Annotated in this window: 15 protein-coding genes; 8 read left to right on the forward strand and 7 right to left on the reverse strand. The window is 60.5% G+C overall.

Translation table 11 applies throughout. The features are described from left to right. Positions 1-48: 48 nt before the first annotated feature. The 4 genes from BM074_RS05710 to pgi all read right to left on the reverse strand — a co-directional run bounded on the left by BM074_RS05710 (position 49) and on the right by pgi (position 4650). Positions 49-1038, reverse strand: a complete 990-nt coding sequence (locus tag BM074_RS05710) for a threonine ammonia-lyase (protein ID WP_091920365.1) — start codon at positions 1036-1038, stop codon at positions 49-51. Between the two features lie 115 nt (positions 1039-1153). Further along, the gene (locus tag BM074_RS05715; protein ID WP_091920367.1) at positions 1154-1894 is read right to left on the reverse strand and encodes an HAD family hydrolase; all 741 of its coding nucleotides are present in this window, start codon (positions 1892-1894) and stop codon (positions 1154-1156) included. Continuing rightward, complete coding sequence (locus BM074_RS05720) at positions 1894-2952, reverse strand: M14 family metallopeptidase (protein ID WP_091920369.1); 1059 nt, start codon at positions 2950-2952, stop codon at positions 1894-1896. Before BM074_RS05720 ends, BM074_RS05715 begins: the two co-directional genes overlap by 1 nt. Before the next feature lie 45 nt (positions 2953-2997). Continuing rightward, on the reverse strand, positions 2998-4650 hold the full coding sequence (gene pgi / locus BM074_RS05725) for a glucose-6-phosphate isomerase (protein ID WP_091920371.1): 1653 nt from the start codon (positions 4648-4650) through the stop codon (positions 2998-3000). Between the two features lie 195 nt (positions 4651-4845). On the opposite strand from pgi, the gene BM074_RS05730 reads away from it, so the two are divergent. Further along, entirely contained in the window at positions 4846-5289 is a 444-nt protein-coding gene (locus BM074_RS05730; protein WP_091920373.1) for a CoxG family protein, read from the forward strand. Between the two features lie 130 nt (positions 5290-5419). Continuing rightward, on the forward strand, positions 5420-7033 hold the full coding sequence (locus BM074_RS05735; RefSeq protein WP_091920374.1) for a GMC family oxidoreductase: 1614 nt from the start codon (positions 5420-5422) through the stop codon (positions 7031-7033). A gap of 5 nt (positions 7034-7038) precedes the next feature. Here the strand turns inward: BM074_RS05735 and BM074_RS05740 are convergent, their stop codons facing one another. Then, complete coding sequence (locus BM074_RS05740) at positions 7039-8673, reverse strand: Na+/H+ antiporter (RefSeq protein ID WP_027230674.1); 1635 nt, start codon at positions 8671-8673, stop codon at positions 7039-7041. Positions 8674-9198: 525 nt separating this feature from the next. On the opposite strand from BM074_RS05740, the gene BM074_RS05745 reads away from it, so the two are divergent. Then, positions 9199-10920: a long-chain-fatty-acid--CoA ligase gene (locus BM074_RS05745; protein ID WP_091921498.1), complete on the forward strand. Its 1722-nt coding sequence runs from the start codon at positions 9199-9201 to the stop codon at positions 10918-10920. 14 nt (positions 10921-10934) lie between these two features. On the opposite strand, the gene BM074_RS05750 is transcribed toward BM074_RS05745, so the two are convergent. Together BM074_RS05750 and BM074_RS05755 are read right to left on the reverse strand one after the other, a co-directional pair. After that, positions 10935-12524, reverse strand: coding sequence for a peptide chain release factor 3 (locus tag BM074_RS05750; protein WP_091920376.1), 1590 nt, complete (start codon positions 12522-12524; stop codon positions 10935-10937). A 293-nt stretch (positions 12525-12817) separates the two neighbouring features. Beyond that, positions 12818-13627 carry a class II glutamine amidotransferase gene (locus BM074_RS05755; RefSeq protein ID WP_091920378.1) on the reverse strand — a complete coding sequence of 270 codons (810 nt, stop codon included), beginning with the start codon at positions 13625-13627 and terminating at the stop codon, positions 12818-12820. Between the two features lie 163 nt (positions 13628-13790). Between BM074_RS05755 and dut the strand changes: the two genes are divergently transcribed. The 5 genes from dut (at position 13791) to BM074_RS05780 (ending at position 17227) form a co-directional block, all read left to right on the forward strand. After that, positions 13791-14276, forward strand: coding sequence for a dUTP diphosphatase (dut, locus tag BM074_RS05760; RefSeq protein WP_027230678.1), 486 nt, complete (start codon positions 13791-13793; stop codon positions 14274-14276). Between the two features lie 36 nt (positions 14277-14312). Beyond that, complete coding sequence (locus tag BM074_RS05765; RefSeq protein WP_091920379.1) at positions 14313-15131, forward strand: isocitrate lyase/PEP mutase family protein; 819 nt, start codon at positions 14313-14315, stop codon at positions 15129-15131. Beyond that, complete coding sequence (locus BM074_RS05770; RefSeq protein ID WP_091920381.1) at positions 15132-15788, forward strand: HAD family hydrolase; 657 nt, start codon at positions 15132-15134, stop codon at positions 15786-15788. It begins immediately after the preceding gene. Then, a complete protein-coding gene (locus BM074_RS05775) occupies positions 15788-16792 on the forward strand; it encodes a proline racemase family protein (protein ID WP_091920382.1) in 1005 nt (334 codons plus the stop codon). The genes BM074_RS05770 and BM074_RS05775 overlap by 1 nt, the downstream gene beginning before the upstream one ends. Before the next feature lie 63 nt (positions 16793-16855). Further along, entirely contained in the window at positions 16856-17227 is a 372-nt protein-coding gene (locus BM074_RS05780) for an ArsR/SmtB family transcription factor (RefSeq protein WP_091920384.1), read from the forward strand. Positions 17228-17242: the final 15 nt, after the last annotated feature.

Raw genomic sequence — 17242 nt, forward strand, 5'->3', positions numbered from 1 at the left:
TACCGCCCTCTTGTGACGACCAAGTAACAACCGCACCGGTCTTTTGCCTCAAGCCGCTGCGATCATCCCGCCATAGATGTCGAGATCGACATTTCCGCCCGAAAGGACGACGACGACGGTCTTGCCTTCGATATCGACCTCGCCGCTGGCGAGCGCCGCGAAGGCCGCACAGCCGCCCGGTTCGACGATCAGTTTCAGGTGATTGGCCGCGTCGCGCATGGCTCTGCGCACCGCGCTGTCCGACACTGCGATTGCGCCGGCGAGATTGTGCTTGTTGATCGGGAAGGTGAGTTCGCCCGGCTGCGGCGTCAGGATGGCGTCGCAGATCGAACGGTGGCCAGCCTCGTTGGTGACGCGCTCTCCAGCAATCAGCGAGCGGCGCAAATCATCGAAATGCTCCGGTTCCGCGCCCCAGATTCGCGTCCTCGGCGAACCGGCCTTGACCGCGACCGAGATGCCGCTGATCAGACCACCGCCCCCGGTCGGCACGAACAGGTCATCGATTTCGAAGCCACGCTCCTTCGCTTCCGCCACGAGTTCGAGGCCGATGGTGCCCTGCCCCGCCATGATTGAGGGGTCGTCGTAGGGAGGAACGAGAATCATCCCACGGTCCTCGATGAAGGGTGTCGCGACATCGTCGCGGTTCTGGTTGTAGCGGTCGTAGAGGACGACTTCCGCACCGTAGGAGCGCGTATTGGCGATCTTGGTCTGTGGCGCATCGCTTGGCATGATGATTACTGCGTTGATGCCAAAGAGCTTTGCGGAGCTCGCAACGCCCTGCGCGTGATTGCCGGAGGAATAGGCGATGATGCCCCGCTCGCGCTCGGCTTCGTTAAACTGGCTTATGCGATTATAGGCGCCGCGAAACTTGAACGAACCGGTTCGTTGCAGGCATTCCGGCTTGAACAGGATGCGCGCCTTGTATTTGGCATTGAGCGCTTCCGATTCGACAAGGCGCGTCGATGCCAACTGTCCCTGAAGCCGCCCGGCGGCGGCCTTTACATCTTCTATACCAACGGCAAAATCCTGACTGTCCATGCGGCCCTCGCTGGCGAATAATGGCAATGGCGAATTCATAGCACTGCGATCGGCTCACAGCACCCAAATCATTGTCATCATTGTAGCAGGATCGGCGCTGGCGCGCCGGGCCTTCTCAAGTCCGATCGGCTTCAGCCCGATGCGCAAGAAACGCCGGCAGTTCGGCGATGGAACCGAGAATGGCGTCGCTCAACGGACCGAGATCGTCAAGCGTGCTGTTGCCCGAGAGAACGCCAATGGCGAGGCCCGCGCCTGCGGCATGCGCCATCTCGAGATCATGTGCATTGTCGCCAACCATGGCGATGGCGGGGGGTGCGATACCGGTACGCTCGGCGAAGAGATGCAGCTGGTCGGCATGGGGTTTGGCGCGGGCGACAGAATCGTAACCGATTATAAGGGTAAACAGGGCAGTCAGCCCGAGTGCCTCGGCTGTTGCGCGTGCGCCGGCCTCGGAATCATTGGTGGCGATGCCGAGCACGTAGCCTTGCGCCACCAGCGCTTCCAGAGTTTCGCGCAAGCCGTCAATGCCGACAGCGCGGCGGGAGCCTTCGCTCACCGCATAATCGTCGTAGGCGCGAATGCGTTCGCGCTTTTCCTCAAGCGTCAGTTCGGGATGCCAAAGGTCGACGATATCGTGAATCGTTCCGGCAGCGACAACAGAGCCGCCGCGGAACTTTTCCATCTCCCAATCGTACCCGCCCGCCTCGACGAGCGCCCGCGCCTTTGCTTCATCGCCTGCAGCCGCCTCGCGGGCAATCTCCATGGTGATGCCGAACCAGGTGCGGTTGAAATCGACAAGCGTTCCGTCCTTGTCGAACAGAATTCCACGAATCTGCGCCGAGCGGGTGGTTGCCATCATGCCTCCAGCGAGCCCGGTCGCGCCGTCTCCGAGCGCTTCGAGCCGAGGAGTTTCAGCAGGTCATCGCCGCGGCGGGTATAGCGGTGGCTGCGCCGCGTCAGGATCCGCCCGGCCTGCGGTGCGGTCAGGACAATGTCGCCGCCTGCATCGCCCGGAATAGTGACAACCGTCACGAGCTTGTCGCCCTCCTTGACCTCTGCGCCGATCTCGACGTGGAAGAGAATCATGCCGCCCTGCGGGGCGCGGATCATTTCGACATTTTCGAGCGGGGTCACCGGCCCTTTGAAATCGATATCGAGTTTCACTGCCGCATCGGTAATGACGCCGCGGTGCACGAGGAAACGGTAGAGACCAAGGGCATCCGACCTGCCCGTCTCAACGCCAACATCGGCAATGCCGCGAAACTCTACGGTCGTCACCGCCCGGCGATTCACATTGCGTTCCTCTTTTGACAGCTGGATCACCGGATGCGCGCAGGCCTCCTCGAATGCGGCATCTGCGGTGCTGCTCCAGGAAAGGATAGCGGTCGATCCGAGCGCCGACGCCAGATCGTACATTTCGGGCAGGAATGCCTGATGGATATAGACATAGCTTTCGCTTTCGTCATCGCAATGGAGATCGAGGACGATTTCATGCGGCAGGGCCAGGCGCAGAAGCTGGGCTTTCAGCCTTTCAGCCAGAGATTTTGGCGCATCCACGCCCGGAAGACCCGACGTGTCGAAGCCTTCAAGCAAGGGAAAGGACCGGTTGAAATTCACGCTCGAGAAATAGTCGAAGCGGCCGAGATGTTCGTGCGCCAGCCATTGTGCCGAGGCGATCGGATTGGCTTGGGGGACGACCGTGATATTGCCGGCAAGGCGGCCCTCGCGCTCAGCCTTCTCCAGCATCGGAATAAGAAAATGCAAGGCAGCCTGACCGGGAAGCTCGGAGCCGTGCAATGATGATTGCAGATAGGCAGTGACGGCCTTGTCGTCCTCGCCCTCAAAGCGCAGGACGCGCAATTGAATGCTGTTGCCCGGCACATCGCCGGCCAGCGTGATCGTTTCGGTCTTCATCGTTCTCTCCCGAGTATGCTTGGTATGATTGTTGGAACCTTAGGCCTATTTGCCACGCCGCTTGCGCAGGTGGGCGACAAGACCTTGCGTCGAAGCGTCCTTGTCCTTTGCCGTTTCCGCTCCGGAGACCACCGGCAGCAGCTCCGTCGCCAGTTCCTTGCCGAGCTCAACGCCCCATTGATCGAAGGCGTTGATCCCGAAAATCTGCGCCTCGACAAAAACGCGGTGCTCGTAGAGCGCGATCAGCCGGCCAAGCGTATAGGGATCGAGCTTGTCGTGAATGATGGTGATCGAAGGCCGGTTGCCGGTAAAAACTCGGTGCGGCGCAAGCCGCTTAACCTCGGATTTCGATAGGTTCTTGGCGGCAAGCTGCGCTGCCGCCTCCTCCAACGTGCGTCCCTTCATCAGCGCTTCCGACTGGGCAAGGCAGTTCGCCATCAACATCTCATGCTGGTTGTCGAGATTGGGCTCGTGCCCCGTGGCCGCAACGATAAATTCCACCGGAATCGTATCGGTTCCCTGGTGCAGAAGCTGGAAGAAGGCATGCTGTCCATTCGTGCCGGGCTCGCCCCACACCACAGGGCCGGTCGGACCGGCGACCGGCTTGCCGTCGATCGTCACACCCTTGCCGTTCGATTCCATGTCGAGCTGCTGCAAATAGGCCGGGAGCCGGGCGAGGCGTTGATCGTAGGGAATGACCGCGCGGCTCGTATAGCCGGATATGGCGCGATGCCAGTAGCCGACAAGGCCGAGCATGATCGGCAGGTTTTTCTTCAACGGCGTCTTGCGGAAATGCTCGTCCATGGCGTGGGCGCCATCGAGGAAACGGCCGAAATTCTCCGGTCCTATCGCGATCATCAGCGGCAGGCCGATTGCCGACCAGATCGAATAGCGGCCGCCGACCCAATCCCAGAAACCGAAGATGCGATCGGCCGGAATGCCGAAAGCGTCGACCTTGTCGAGCGCTGTCGATACGGCCGCAAAATGCTGTCCGACAGCCTCTTCGCCAAGCGCATCGGCGATCCATTTGCGTGCCGCCTTGGCGTTGGTCATGGTTTCGATGGTCGTGAAGGTTTTCGACGCAACAATGATCAGGGTCGTTGCGGGGTCGAGTTTGACGAGCGTATCGGCAATATGGGCGCCATCGACGTTGGAGACGAAATGGGCGCGGGGGCCGTCATGATAGGGCGATAGCGCAAGCGTCGCCATGGCGGGGCCGAGATCGGACCCGCCTATGCCGATATTGACGATATCGGTGATCGGCTTGCCCTTCGAACCCTTGATCGCACCCGAACGCAAGCCATCGGCAAACGCGCCCATGCGCTCAAGCACGTCCTTGACGCCGGGCATGACGTCTTCACCGTCGACCTTGATCGGCTTGCCGGACCGGTTGCGCAGGGCGACATGCAGTACCGCGCGGCCCTCGGTATTGTTTATTGGTTTGCCGGCAAACATCGCGTCGCGACGCTCCTCGACCTTCGCCGCCTTGGCGACGTCAGCAAGCAGAGCCATGGTATCGTCATTAACGAGGCACTTCGACCAATCGAGCAGGAGATCATCGAGTTCGAGGAAATAGCGGGAAAAGCGCTTCGGATCCTCGGCGAAGGCGCTGCGCATGTTGCGCGGGGCGCCGTTTTTCCAGTGATCCTTGAGAGCCTTGACCGAACGTTTTACTTCGTTCGCTTGTTCTGACGCCATTTTCGTCTCCTGCAACAATGCTTCGGGCGTGGGCAAACTGCCACTCAAACGGTTTGAATTCAATTCATCGAAGGGAGAATCTCATGCTTTCTTCGCTGCGGCGAACATGCCTTGCCAATTGCGGGAAAACTGCGGCACGCGCCGCTTCATTTTCACCGCAAAACCATCTAGCCTCCGCTTCGGGAGGAGCCAATCATGGATTTGACTGGAGAGGAACGGATCGTCGCACCGCGCGATACCGTATGGAAAGCGCTGAACGATCCGGAGATTTTGAAAGCGTGTATCCCGGGCTGTGAAAGTCTGGAGAGGATCTCAGATACCGAGCTTGCAGCAGTTGTCGGCGTCAAGATGGGACCGGTCAAGGCACGCTTCAAAGGCAAGGTCGAGCTTTCCAATCTCAATCCGCCCCAATCCTATACAATCTCCGGCGAAGGCACCGGCGGGATTGCGGGTTTTGCCAAGGGCGGAGCCGACGTAACGCTTATCGACCAGGGCGCGGAGACCGTGCTCGCCTACGTCGTCAATGCCGATGTCGGCGGCAAGATTGCCCAGCTCGGCAGCCGCCTGATCGCATCGACCTCAAAAAAGCTCGCGACGCAGTTCTTCGAGAACTTCAATGCGGCGGTGAGCGGCGGGTAGAGCAGGCAAGAAATGCGCGGATCCTGCTTCCTGTCGCATTTTCCATAGGCCGTGACGGAAAGCCGTTTGGGTTTAGGGGATCGAAGGCGGGTATCTTTCCCGGACATATTCGCATTCGGGCAAGGCATCTATGCGCTCCTTTGACTTCATCATCGTCGGTTCCGGTTCTGCCGGCTCAGTCGTTGCCAATCGCCTCTCGGAGAATGGGCGCTACTCCGTGCTCGTGCTCGAGGCGGGCGGCTCCGATCGGCGATTCTTCATCGCCATGCCGCTCGGCTACGGCAAGACCTTCTATGACAAATCCGTCAACTGGATGTACCGCGCCGAACCGGACCCCGGCCTTGCAGGCAATGCCGACTACTGGCCGCGCGGCAAGGTGCTCGGCGGATCGAGTTCGATCAATGCCATGGTTTATGTCCGGGGCGCTAGCGAGGATTTCGACGAGTGGCGTGACCGCGGCAATCCGGGCTGGGGCGCTGCCGATGTCTGGCCCATCTTCAAGGCATTGGAGGACCATGACGGCCCGTCGGACACTCTTGGCCGTGGCGGGCCGCTGCATGTCAGCGATTGCTCCAAATTGTTTCACCCGCTTGCCAACAAGCTGATTATCGCGGCGCAGGAGGCAGGCCTCGCCTACAATCCCGATTTCAACGGTCCGAGCCAGGAGGGTGTAGGCGCCTTTCAATTGACGACGAAGGGTGGCCGGCGCATGTCGGCGGCGCGGGCCTTTTTGCGTCCGGCGATGAAACGGCCCAATGTGACAGTACTGACCGGCGCCATGGTGACCCGCATCCTCTTCGAGGGCAAGCGGGCCACGGGCGTGGCATTTACGAGGAATGGCCGCAGCGAAACAGTTAAGGCGGGCCGCGAAGTCATTCTTTCCGGCGGGTCGGTGAACACGCCGCAGCTGCTCGAAATTTCCGGCATCGGCGATCCGGCGCGGCTGTCACAACTCGGCATCGACGTCGTTTACGCAAACCCGAATGTCGGCGAAAACCTGCAGGACCATCTCGGCATCAATTATACCTATCGCGCCAATGTTCCGTCGCTCAATCAGGTGCTGAGGCCGTGGTGGGGCAAGGCGATTGCCGGTATCGAGTATCTCTTGCTGCGCACGGGACCGCTTTCGATCAGCATGAACCAGGGGGGCGGTTTCTTCCGCACCGATCCGTCACGGACGCGTGCGAATATGCAGCTCTATTTTCAGGCGTTTTCGACGATTGTGCCGAAGAACGGCGAGCGTCCTATACTGACGCCCGACCCCTGGCCGGGATTTTCCATTGGCCTGTCGAACTGCCGCCCGACCAGCACCGGCTCGATTCACATCCGTTCCGTCGATCCGATGCAAGCGCCGCAGATCGTGGCGAATGCCTTCTCGACCGAGCATGACGTTGCCGAAATGCTCGACGCGGTCAAATTCCTGCGCAAGGTGGCGGCGACGCCCACCATGTCGAAGCTGATCGTCGAGGAATTATTGCCGGGACCCGGCTGCCGAAGCGACGAGGAATTGATCGCCGATTTTCGCAAGCGCAGCGGCACGGTCTACCATCCGGTGTCGACCTGCCGCATGGGACCGGATCCGGCCCAGTCGGTCGTCGATCCGCGGCTGAAAGTGCATGGCGTAGATGGCCTCAGGATCATCGACTGCTCGATCTTTCCGAACATCATTAGCGGCAACACCAACGCCGCCGCGATGATGGTTGGCGCCAAGGGCGCGGCGCTGGTGCTCGAGGATTTGCAGTAAATGGCCTACCCGTACCGAGCCTCTAGCAGATCGATATCGCGCACCATCTTCGTTGCGACGGCAGTCTCTAGCCGCCGGGCGCGCACCAGCCGATAGATCTCCTGGCGCTCCGCTTTCAGCGCCGTCGTGAACAGCACTTTCTCGACTTCGTCGGTCTGCGCGGTCTGCTCACGCTCTTCACCGAGACGCATGCGGCCGTCAATGCGCTTGCGGTAGAGTTCCATGATCTGCGCCGCCACATCCGCGTAGAGATCGGCATCCGGGCGGCCAGCGGCGAGATCGTGCTGCGCGCGCTCGACCGCCATGATGGCCGCTTCTGCGGCGGCGATACGGGCGTAATCTTCCTCCTTGCGATGCGAGGCCTCGACAGGAACCTCGATATTGTTCAGCAGGCGTGGAAGGGCGATGCTGGCAACAACTAGCGAGAGGATGATGACGCCGGCCGCAAGAAAAATAACGAGATCACGCGCCGGAAACAGGCTGCCATCATAGAGGAAAAGCGGCAACGTCAGTATGCCGGCAAGCGTTATGGCACCGCGAACGCCGGCAACCGACATGGTGGCGACAAGTCGCCAGCTCGGCCGCACGAGGATCTGCTCGCGCGTTCCTGCCGTTCGCGACAGGGTAATGCTCCAAGACGCCCAGACCCAGGCAAAACGCAGCGCGCCGAGCGCAAGCGTGATGACCACGATATACACGACCAGCCACCAGGGCGACGAGCGACCCGCCGCGATGTTCTCGACCGCTCCAGAAAAGATGCCGGGAAGCTGTTCGCCGAGCAGGACGAAGATCGCGCCATTTGCGGCGAACTGCACCGTATCCCAGACTGCCGTGCGGCGCACTCGCGTGACAGCTAGTGCCTGACCGGTTATCTCGGCATAGCTCATGGTGATGCCGGCGGCGACGGCGGCGAGGATGCCCGAGGCATGGACATGCTCGGCGAGAAGATAGGCGCCGAACGGGATGAGCAGGCTGATCAGGATCTGCGAGCCGCTTTCTTCACCAAGATGGCGGGCGAGGAAGGCCTTGCCCCTCGTTACGCCGAGCGTGACGCCGACGCCAATGGCGATGCCGCCGATCGCCAGCCAAAGGAAGGTGAAGAATGCGTCCGAAATCGAGAAAGCACCCGTCAGCATGGCAGCGACGGCAAAGCGCATGCAGACGAGGCCGGACGCATCGTTCAACAGCGATTCGCCCTCAAGAATGTGCATCATGCGCGACGGTATCGGTACCCGCGCGGCGATGCCCGATACGGCGATCGGATCCGTGGGCGATACGATCGCCGCGAGCGCAAAGGCGACGGGAAGCGGGATCGAGGGAATCATCCAGTAAATGAGATAGCCGAGGCCTACCACCGTGAAGACAACGAGGCCGAGCGCCATTTCGAGGATAATGCCCTTGTCGCGAAAGAGCCCCTCCTTCGGGATGCGCCAGCCATCGAGGAAGAGCAGCGGCGGCAGAAACAGGAGGAAGAAGATATCCGGATCGAGTTCCACGCGTATGGTCGTCACCGAGGCGATGAGTGCACCGAGCCCGATCTGCACCAGCGGCAGCGGCACTGGCAGGGGCAGCGCGCGCACGATGGAGTCGCTGACCACAACGGCAAGGAGCATCAACAGGATGACGGTAATGGTTTCCACAGTTGATCCGATTCGATCCGGTGATTTCAGGTTGCCACTGCTTTGTCGAGACGAACCTTGGCAACTTTGTGCCCGGATGTCACCAAATCGATGAATCGCCAGACTTGGGTAAAAATGCCGGACATCCAGTTTTTACGTTTACGTTAATGTAAATACTTGCCAGCGCCGCGCCTCTCGCAATAGATAGCAGAGTTGGGTAGCATCGAACGCGGTGGGGAGATTGCGTTCGGGTTTGGGAAGCAAGCAGGGAGGTTTAGTGTGGCCAAAGAGACAACACGCAGGAGCAAATCCGCGCCGTCCACGGACCGTGAAGCAGCGAAGACTGCTCCGGCGCCCGTCAAAAGGACGTCCGGAACCGCCGCGAAGGCGAGTGCCGATGGTGTGGCGAAGGCCGCGGGCAAACCGGCAGCGAGGACCAAGGCTGCCGCCAATACGACAAAACCGAAGGCTGCTGCCAAGCCTGGCACGGCCACAAAGAAGGCGGCCACGATAGCCGCGCCAAAACCTGTTAACGCCAAGCCGGCAATGCAGCCGAAAAGGGCAAAGCAGGCTGCGCAGCCAGTCGCCCACGCCTCGGCCCAGCCGACACCCAAGTTCTGGGTGAGCAATTATCCGGACGGCGTTCCGGCCGAAGTGACCTCGCCGTACGAATCCATCGCCGATCTTTTCACGCGCGTATTCAGCGACTATGCCGAAAGGCCTGCTTTCAACTGCATGGGCGTGAGCATCACCTACACGCAGCTAAAGAATTATTCCCGTGCGCTTGGGGCATGGTTTCAGTCACGCGGGCTCGAAAAGGGCGACCGCATCGCGGTGATGATGCCCAACATCCTGCAATACCCGATCACCATCGCCGCCATCCTCCGGGCGGGCTATACGGTTGTCAATATCAATCCGCTCTACACGCCGCGCGAACTCGAACACCAGCTCAAGGACAGCGGCGCCAAGGCGATCGTCATTCTCGAAAATTTCGCGGCAACGCTGCAGAAAGTCATCACCAAAACGCCGGTGCAGCACGTCGTTGTCGCCGCCATGGGCGACATGATGGGTCTCAAGGGGCACGTCGTTAATCTCGTCGTGCGCCGGGTAAAGAAGATGGTGCCGGCCTGGTCGCTGCCGGGGCATGTACCGTTCAAGACAGCGCTCGCCAAGGGCGGCGCCCAAAGCATGCGGCATGTGGAACTCAAGGCGACGGATATTGCCTTCCTGCAATATACCGGCGGCACGACCGGCATCTCAAAAGGCGCGATCCTCACCCATGGCAATATCGTCGCCAACGTGGCGCAGATGAACGTCTGGTGCGACGTTGCCTATCGCCTCAAGGGCCGGCCGAAGGATCTCACCTTCATCTGCGCGCTGCCCCTTTACCACATCTTCGCGCTGACGGTGAACGCGATGATGGGCATGCAGCATGGCGCGGTGAATATTCTCATTCCCAATCCGCGTGACATACCGGGCTTCGTGAAGGAGCTTCGCAAGCACAAGATGCACATCTTTCCCGGCCTCAACACGCTCTTCAACGGCCTCATGAACAATGAGGATTTCCGCAAGCTCGACTTCAAAGAGCTCATCCTTTCGCTCGGCGGCGGCATGGCTGTGCAAAAGCCCGTTGCCGATCGGTGGAAAGAGATTACCGGATGCGTGATCACCGAGGGCTACGGCCTTTCGGAAACCTCGCCCGTTGCATCGGCCAACCGACTCGATGCCACCGAATTTTCCGGGACGATCGGCCTCCCCGTCCCTTCCACCGACATTTCGATCCGCAATGACGACGGCAAGGAACTTGCCCTGCACGAGGTCGGCGAGATCTGTATTCGCGGCCCGCAGGTGATGGCCGGCTATTGGAACCGGCCTGACGAAACCGCAAAGGTGATGACGGCCGACGGTTTCTTCCGCTCAGGTGACATGGGTTTCATGGATGAGCGCGGCTTCACCAAGATCGTCGACCGCAAGAAGGATATGATCCTGGTTTCCGGGTTCAATGTCTACCCGAACGAGATCGAGGAAGTTGCGATGGAGCATCCCGGTATCCGCGAAGCGGCGGCGATCGGCGTTCCCAATGATCATTCCGGCGAAAGCGTAAAGCTCTTCATCGTGCGCAAGGACCCGGCCCTCACCGAGGAAGCCGTGCGCGCCTTCTGCGCCGAGCGGCTGACCAACTACAAGCGCCCGCGCTCCGTCGAATTTCGCGACGAATTGCCGAAGAGCAATGTCGGCAAGATTTTGCGGCGGGAACTGCGCGGCTAGAGCCTTGGCGACCGTCAGGCCGCCTTCTCGCGCACCTGATAATCCTTGATCGCCGTGAAGCGGATCGCCTTCCAGCGTTCCGCCTCATAGGACAGCGAGAAGCTGTTTTGAGCGAGGAACACCGGATCATTATCCAGATCATGGGCGATATCGGCGCGGTGCGCGTTAATGAAGCGCTGCAACTCGGCGGGGTCGTCGGCCGATATCCAGCGCGCAACGGTAAAGCGTGCCAGCTCGAATCCGACAGGCAAGGTGTACTCCACCTTCAGCCGCTCAGTAAGGACATCGATCTGCAGCGCCCCGACCACACCGACGATGGCCGGCGAGCCGTCATCGGGCAGGAACAGCTGTACGACGCCTTCTTCCGCCATCTGCTGCAAAGCTTCGCGCAATTTCTTGGCCTTCATCGCATCGTCGAGCCGCACGCGGCGCAGGATCTCCGGCGCAAAGTTCGGCACGCCACGGAAGAGAAGATCCTCGCCTTCCGTGAGGGTATCGCCGATGCGCAGCGTGCCGTGATTGGGAATGCCGACGACATCGCCGGCCCAGGCCTCGTCGGCGATCTGGCGGCTGCGCGCAAAGAAGAATTGCGGCGCCGACAAGCTCATCGGCTTGCCGGTGCGCACGAGCTTCGCCTTCATGCCACGGGAAAGCTTGCCCGAACACACGCGCAGGAACGCGATACGGTCGCGATGGTTCGGGTCCATATTTGCCTGAATCTTGAAGACGAAGCCGGTCATCTTCTCTTCTTCGGCCGCGACCTTGCGCGTATCGGCGTCCTGGTCGCGCGGGCTTGGACCGAAATCGCAGAAGGCTTCGATCAAATCGCGCACGCCGTAGTTTCGCAACGCCGAGCCGAAATAGACAGGGGTCAGATGGCCTTCGCGAAAGGCCTGGAGATCGAAGGGATTGCAGGCGTCGCGAGCCAGCGTCACCTCGTCGATCCAGTCCCGGCGCTCGTTTTCGGGCAAGAGCCCCGAGGCCGCATCCGCTTCAGGGCCGTTGACCGGCGTCGGCACTTCTTCCTCGTCGCGGCGGCGCACCGTATTGTCCTTGAGATTATAGGTGCCGGCAAAGCTCTTGCCGCGCCCGATCGGCCAGGTGATCGGCGTCGTGTCGAGCGCAAGCTTCTGCTCGATCTCATCGAGAATTTCATACGGATCGCGGCTCTCGCGGTCCATCTTGTTGATAAAAGTCACGATCGGAATGTCGCGCATGCGGCAGACCTCGAAGAGCTTCAAGGTCCGCGACTCGATACCCTTGGCGGCATCGATGACCATGACGGCGCTGTCGACAGCCGTCAGCGTGCGGTAGGTGTCGTCGGCGAAATCCTCGTGGCCTGGCGTATCCAGGAGGTTGAAGATGCAATCCTTGTACTCGAAGGTCATCACCGAGGTAACGACGGAAATGCCGCGGTCGCGTTCGATATTCATCCAGTCGGAGCGCGTCTGCATGCGGTCCTTCTTGGCCTTGACCTCGCCGGCAAGCTGGATCGCCCCGCCGAACAGCAGCAGCTTTTCGGTGAGGGTGGTTTTACCGGCGTCAGGGTGCGCAATAATCGCGAAGGTACGGCGCTTGGTGACAGGATGGTCGGCAGAAGACATGAGGAAGGCTCGAACTTTGTAGTGAAAGGATTGCGCGCCTTCTATCAGCCAATGCCTTCCACGTCGACACTTGGATTTGGCGAAGGGTGGCACAGCGGCTCTGGCCACTAAGGGAGTTGCAAGAAGGTGTTCCTCGGGACAATAGCCCGAATATGACGGCAAGGTGGAGCGGAGGATAAAAGTGGAGAGGGCCGAGCTCCGACCGCGTGAGTGCTCCACGGGCAAGAAAAGCCGCAGGTGCTCCCGAAGGCTGCCCGCTCGAATGCGCTTAAACTGCCTCTCCTGCCTTGGCGCTACACGACCTCGACACGCCTCGCTGCCGCTTCTTCGGCCATGAATGGCTCGATGGCGATGCGTTTCGTGTTTCGCACAGTCACGAAACTGTTGGGTGGCACCGGCATCCAGTTGCCGGCCTCGCCGTCGAGCGGCTCGGAGACAACGCAGAGCCCGGCGCTCGGCGCAAGGCTTGCAGTATAGAGCGAAGGAGCGAAGCGGTCCGTGGCATAGCGCACGGCGTAAAGCTGCCGGCCGTCGGAAAAGGCGGCCGTCAGTCGAATGAAGGCGGGCACGCCCGCCCGCTCGGCTTCGGCAGTGATGGCATTGACCGTGCCCGTCAGGGCCGTCGGGGCGTCATCGTCGAGACCGTGTTGCAGCATGAGCAGAAAGATCAGCTCCGAATCCGTGGAGCCCAGCTTTTGCGCATAGAGGCCATCGTCGAGACGCGCCTCCAACCCGCGCCGAAGCTTGTCGAAATGGCCGATCTGGCCATTGTGCATGAAGCTCCATCGACCCGACACGAAGGGATGGCAATTGGCGCGGCTCGTCGCCCCGCCGGTCGAGGCACGCACGTGGGCGAGGAAAAGGTGCGAGCGGATCTGCCGCGACAGGCTTTTCAGGTTCTGGTCCGACCAGGCTGGAAGGATATCGCGGTAGAGACCGGGCTCGTCGCGTTCGCCATACCAGGCAACGCCGAAACCGTCGCCATTGGTTCGGGTCTTGGCTTCGTGCGCATCATGGCTCTGTGCGATCAGGGAATGGCAGGGAGAAGCAATGACATCTTCAAGATAGAGCTGCGGTCCAAGATAGGCTGCCCAACGACACATGAATCACCTGGTTAAGAGCAAGTCGGCTCACAATAGCCTGCAATTGCGCCATTGTGAATCGCCTCGATTGGAGTAGCTCGGTAGAAGGGGATTGTGTGCAAAGGATGGATGCTGCAAATCTTGTGAGTTGACGCGTGCCGCCCACTGGTGAAAAAGGTCTCTCATGTCCCAAGAAAACGATTCCGTTCGCCCAAGAAATCCTGCTCTCGGCCTGGTTAGGCTGCCGCACGGTCAGGATATAGACCTGCCCGCCTATGAAACCTCGGGATCTGCGGGAATGGATCTGCGCGCCGCGGTTCCGGCCGATCGTCCGCTCCTGCTCTTGCCGGGGCGGAGGGCCCTGGTGCCGACCGGGCTGATCTTCGAGGTACCGCAGGGCTTCGAGGCGCAGGTGCGCCCGCGATCGGGCCTTGCCCTCAAGCATGGAATTACCTGCCTCAACACCCCGGGGACGATTGATTCCGACTATCGTGGTGAGGTAAAAGTAATCCTGATCAACCTCGGCGAAGACGACTTCTATGTGGAGCGCGGCATGCGCATTGCGCAGGTCGTCGTGGCGCCGGTGGTGCAGCTTGCGATCGAAGAGCGGCAACATGCCAGCGAGACGGCACGGGGTGCCGGCGGCTTCGGATCAACGGGAACATCATAACAGGACGAGACTCTCAGCGTCCAATTGGAGGCCGTTATGGACAAGGGTTTGGTTTTCCGTCAGCTGCATGAAAGTCCCGAGACCTTCATCATGCCCAATCCATGGGATCCGGGAACCGCTAAATTCCTTGCCTCCATGGGATTCAAGGCGCTGGCGACCAGCAGCGCCGGGTTCGCCTTCTCGCGCGGCCTCCCCGATGGGGGGATCACCTTCGATGTGATGATGCAGCATTGCCGCGATCTCGTGGCGGCAACTGACCTGCCCATTTCCGGCGACCTTGAAAAAGGCAAGGGCGACAGTCCCGACAGCGCTGGAGAAACCATATTTGCGGCGGAGGCCGCTGGGCTCGCCGGTTGCTCGCTCGAAGATTTTTCCGGCGATCCGGCACAGCCGATCTACGAGTTTTCCCATGCGGTCGAACGTGTGGCCGCCGCCGCGGAAGCCGCGCGCGCCCTGAAGGGTGATTTCGTCTTCACCGCGCGGGCCGAAAACTTCCTGCACGGGCGCAACGATCTCGACGATACGATCAGGCGGCTACAGGCATTCGAAGCGGCCGGCGCCGACGTGCTCTTCGCGCCCGGCATTTCCGACCGTGAAAGCATAGAAACGATATGCAAATCCGTCTCGAAGCCGGTGAGCGTGCTTGCCCCGGCACCCTTGTCGGTCAGCGAACTCGCATCCATCGGCGTGCGGCGCATATCGCTCGGACCGCGCCTGACGACTGCCGCCTTCACCGCGATCCGGGATGCCGTGCGCGAAGTTCTTGACAAGGGCACATTCGGTTTCTCGCAAGCGGGGGTGCCATTTGGCGACCTGCAGGGGCTCTTCTCTCAAGGCATGGACAAGGACAACTGAATGACGCGCCCCGATCTGGTGATTTTCGACTGTGACGGGGTTCTGGTCGATACAGAAACGCTTGCAAACCGGCACCTCGTTAAGATGCTTAACGCTTGCGGCTATGGCATTACTTTCGAGGAAGCGCGCAAGAACCTGTGCGGCATGCCAATGCGCGCAGTCAAGGACAGGGTTGAAGCCGAAGGCCATCTTCTCGGCGATGATTTTGTCGATCGCTGGTATAGAGCCATGCCGATCATCTTCGAAGCGGGCGTCGAAGCGATCCCGCATATTGAAACCGTGATAACCGCCGTCAAGAAGGCCGACCTTTCCTACTGTGTCGCCTCATCCGCCAATGTCGAAAAGATGCACCTTACGCTCGGCAAGAGCGGGCTGATCGCGCATTTCGCAGACGTCCTCTACAGCGCCTCCATGGTGGCGCGCGGCAAACCTTTCCCCGATCTCTTCCTGCATGCCGCGAGCGAAATGGGTGTCGAACCCGGCCGCGCGGTCGTGATCGAAGACAGTGTCGCGGGGACCACCGCCGGCACGGCGGCGGGCATGCGGGTATTCTCCTATTGCGGCGACGAGCATGCCGACCATGAGGGGCTGGCGGCGGCTGGCGGCATTCTCTTTGACGATATGCGAAAATTGCCTGCGCTCCTGGGGATTGCCTGATGGCGGACCTCCTCAAAGTCATCGACATGCACACCGGCGGCGAACCCTTGCGGATCGTGACGTCGGGCTATCCCGCCTTGCCGAAGAGCACCATCCTCGAAAAGCGCGCCCAGGTCCGCGATAGCTACGACAATTTGCGCAAGATCCTTATTTTCGAACCGCGCGGTCACTTCGACATGTATGGCGCTGTTCTCGTGGAACCAAACCTGCCGGGGGCGGACCTTGCGGTCCTGTTCATGCACAATGAGGGCTATTCAACCATGTGCGGCCACGCGATCATCGCGCTCGGCCGCTATGCTGTCGATTACGGCCTGGTGCCCAAGGTCGAACCGGTGACGACCGTCCATATCGAATGTCCCTGCGGCATGGTGGTTGCTTCCGTAGAAGTAAACGACGGCAAGTCCGGCGGGGTTTCCTTCGAAAGCGTTCCGGCCTTCCTTTTTGCCGCCGACCAGGAGGTGGACCTGGCGGCCTTCGGACCCGTAAAATTCGACGTCGCCTATGGCGGCGCGTTTTACGCGCTTGCCGATGCGACCCAGTTCGGCCTCGAATTCGGACGCGACCCGGCACGCAGGTTCATCGATGCGGCGACCGCCTTGACCGAAGCTGTTAAAGAAGCCGTCCCGCTCGATCATCCCGATCACAAGGACCTTGCTTTTCTTTATGGCTCGATCCTCACCGACGGCAACGACATGTGGAATGAGGCGCCGACGAAGAGTGTCTGCATCTTTGCCGATGCGCAGCTCGATCGTTCGCCCACGGGTTCTGGCGTGACGGCCCGGCTTGCCGCCATGCACGCCAAGGGTCAAATCCGCGATGGCAATGCACGCATCTTCGAAAGCATCGTCGGATCGCGCTTTGCCGGGTTTGTCGCCTCGCAGACAAAGGCGGGCAATTTTGATGCCATCACCGCTCGCGTCTCCGGCCACTCCTATTACAGCGGCAAGGCCGAATTCCTTGTCGAGGCGGACGATCCGCTTGGGCAAGGATTCCTCGTTCTTTAACGAACTACCAATATTATTAAACCAACTGGTTGACTATTATTTTCTCCACTGATATTAAACCGTATGGTTGAATTTCAGACACCCCATCTCGACGCTGTATTCCACGCTCTTTCCGATCCAACACGGCGGGCAATGCTGCACCGGCTTTCAAATGGCGAACACACGGTCAGTGAACTCGCCACGCCATTCAACATGTCGCTGGCCGGAGCGTCGAAACATATCCGCGTGTTGGAATCTGCCGGGCTCGTGCGCCGCAATGTCTGGGGCCGCACCCATATATGCGAGCTTCAGGCGGCGCGGCTCGCCGAAGCGCAGGAATGGCTGCGGCATTACGAGCGGTTCTGGACGACGCGCCTCGACGATCTCGAAAAGCTGCTTCGCGACGAAGATCGCACATCGGCGGAATCAGGGCCGACCAAACCAGCAAAACCATGAAATCAAAGGAGAACG

The sequence above is a fragment of the Phyllobacterium sp. CL33Tsu genome (assembly GCF_900113985.1).
Lineage (GTDB): Bacteria > Pseudomonadota > Alphaproteobacteria > Rhizobiales > Rhizobiaceae > Phyllobacterium > Phyllobacterium pellucidum.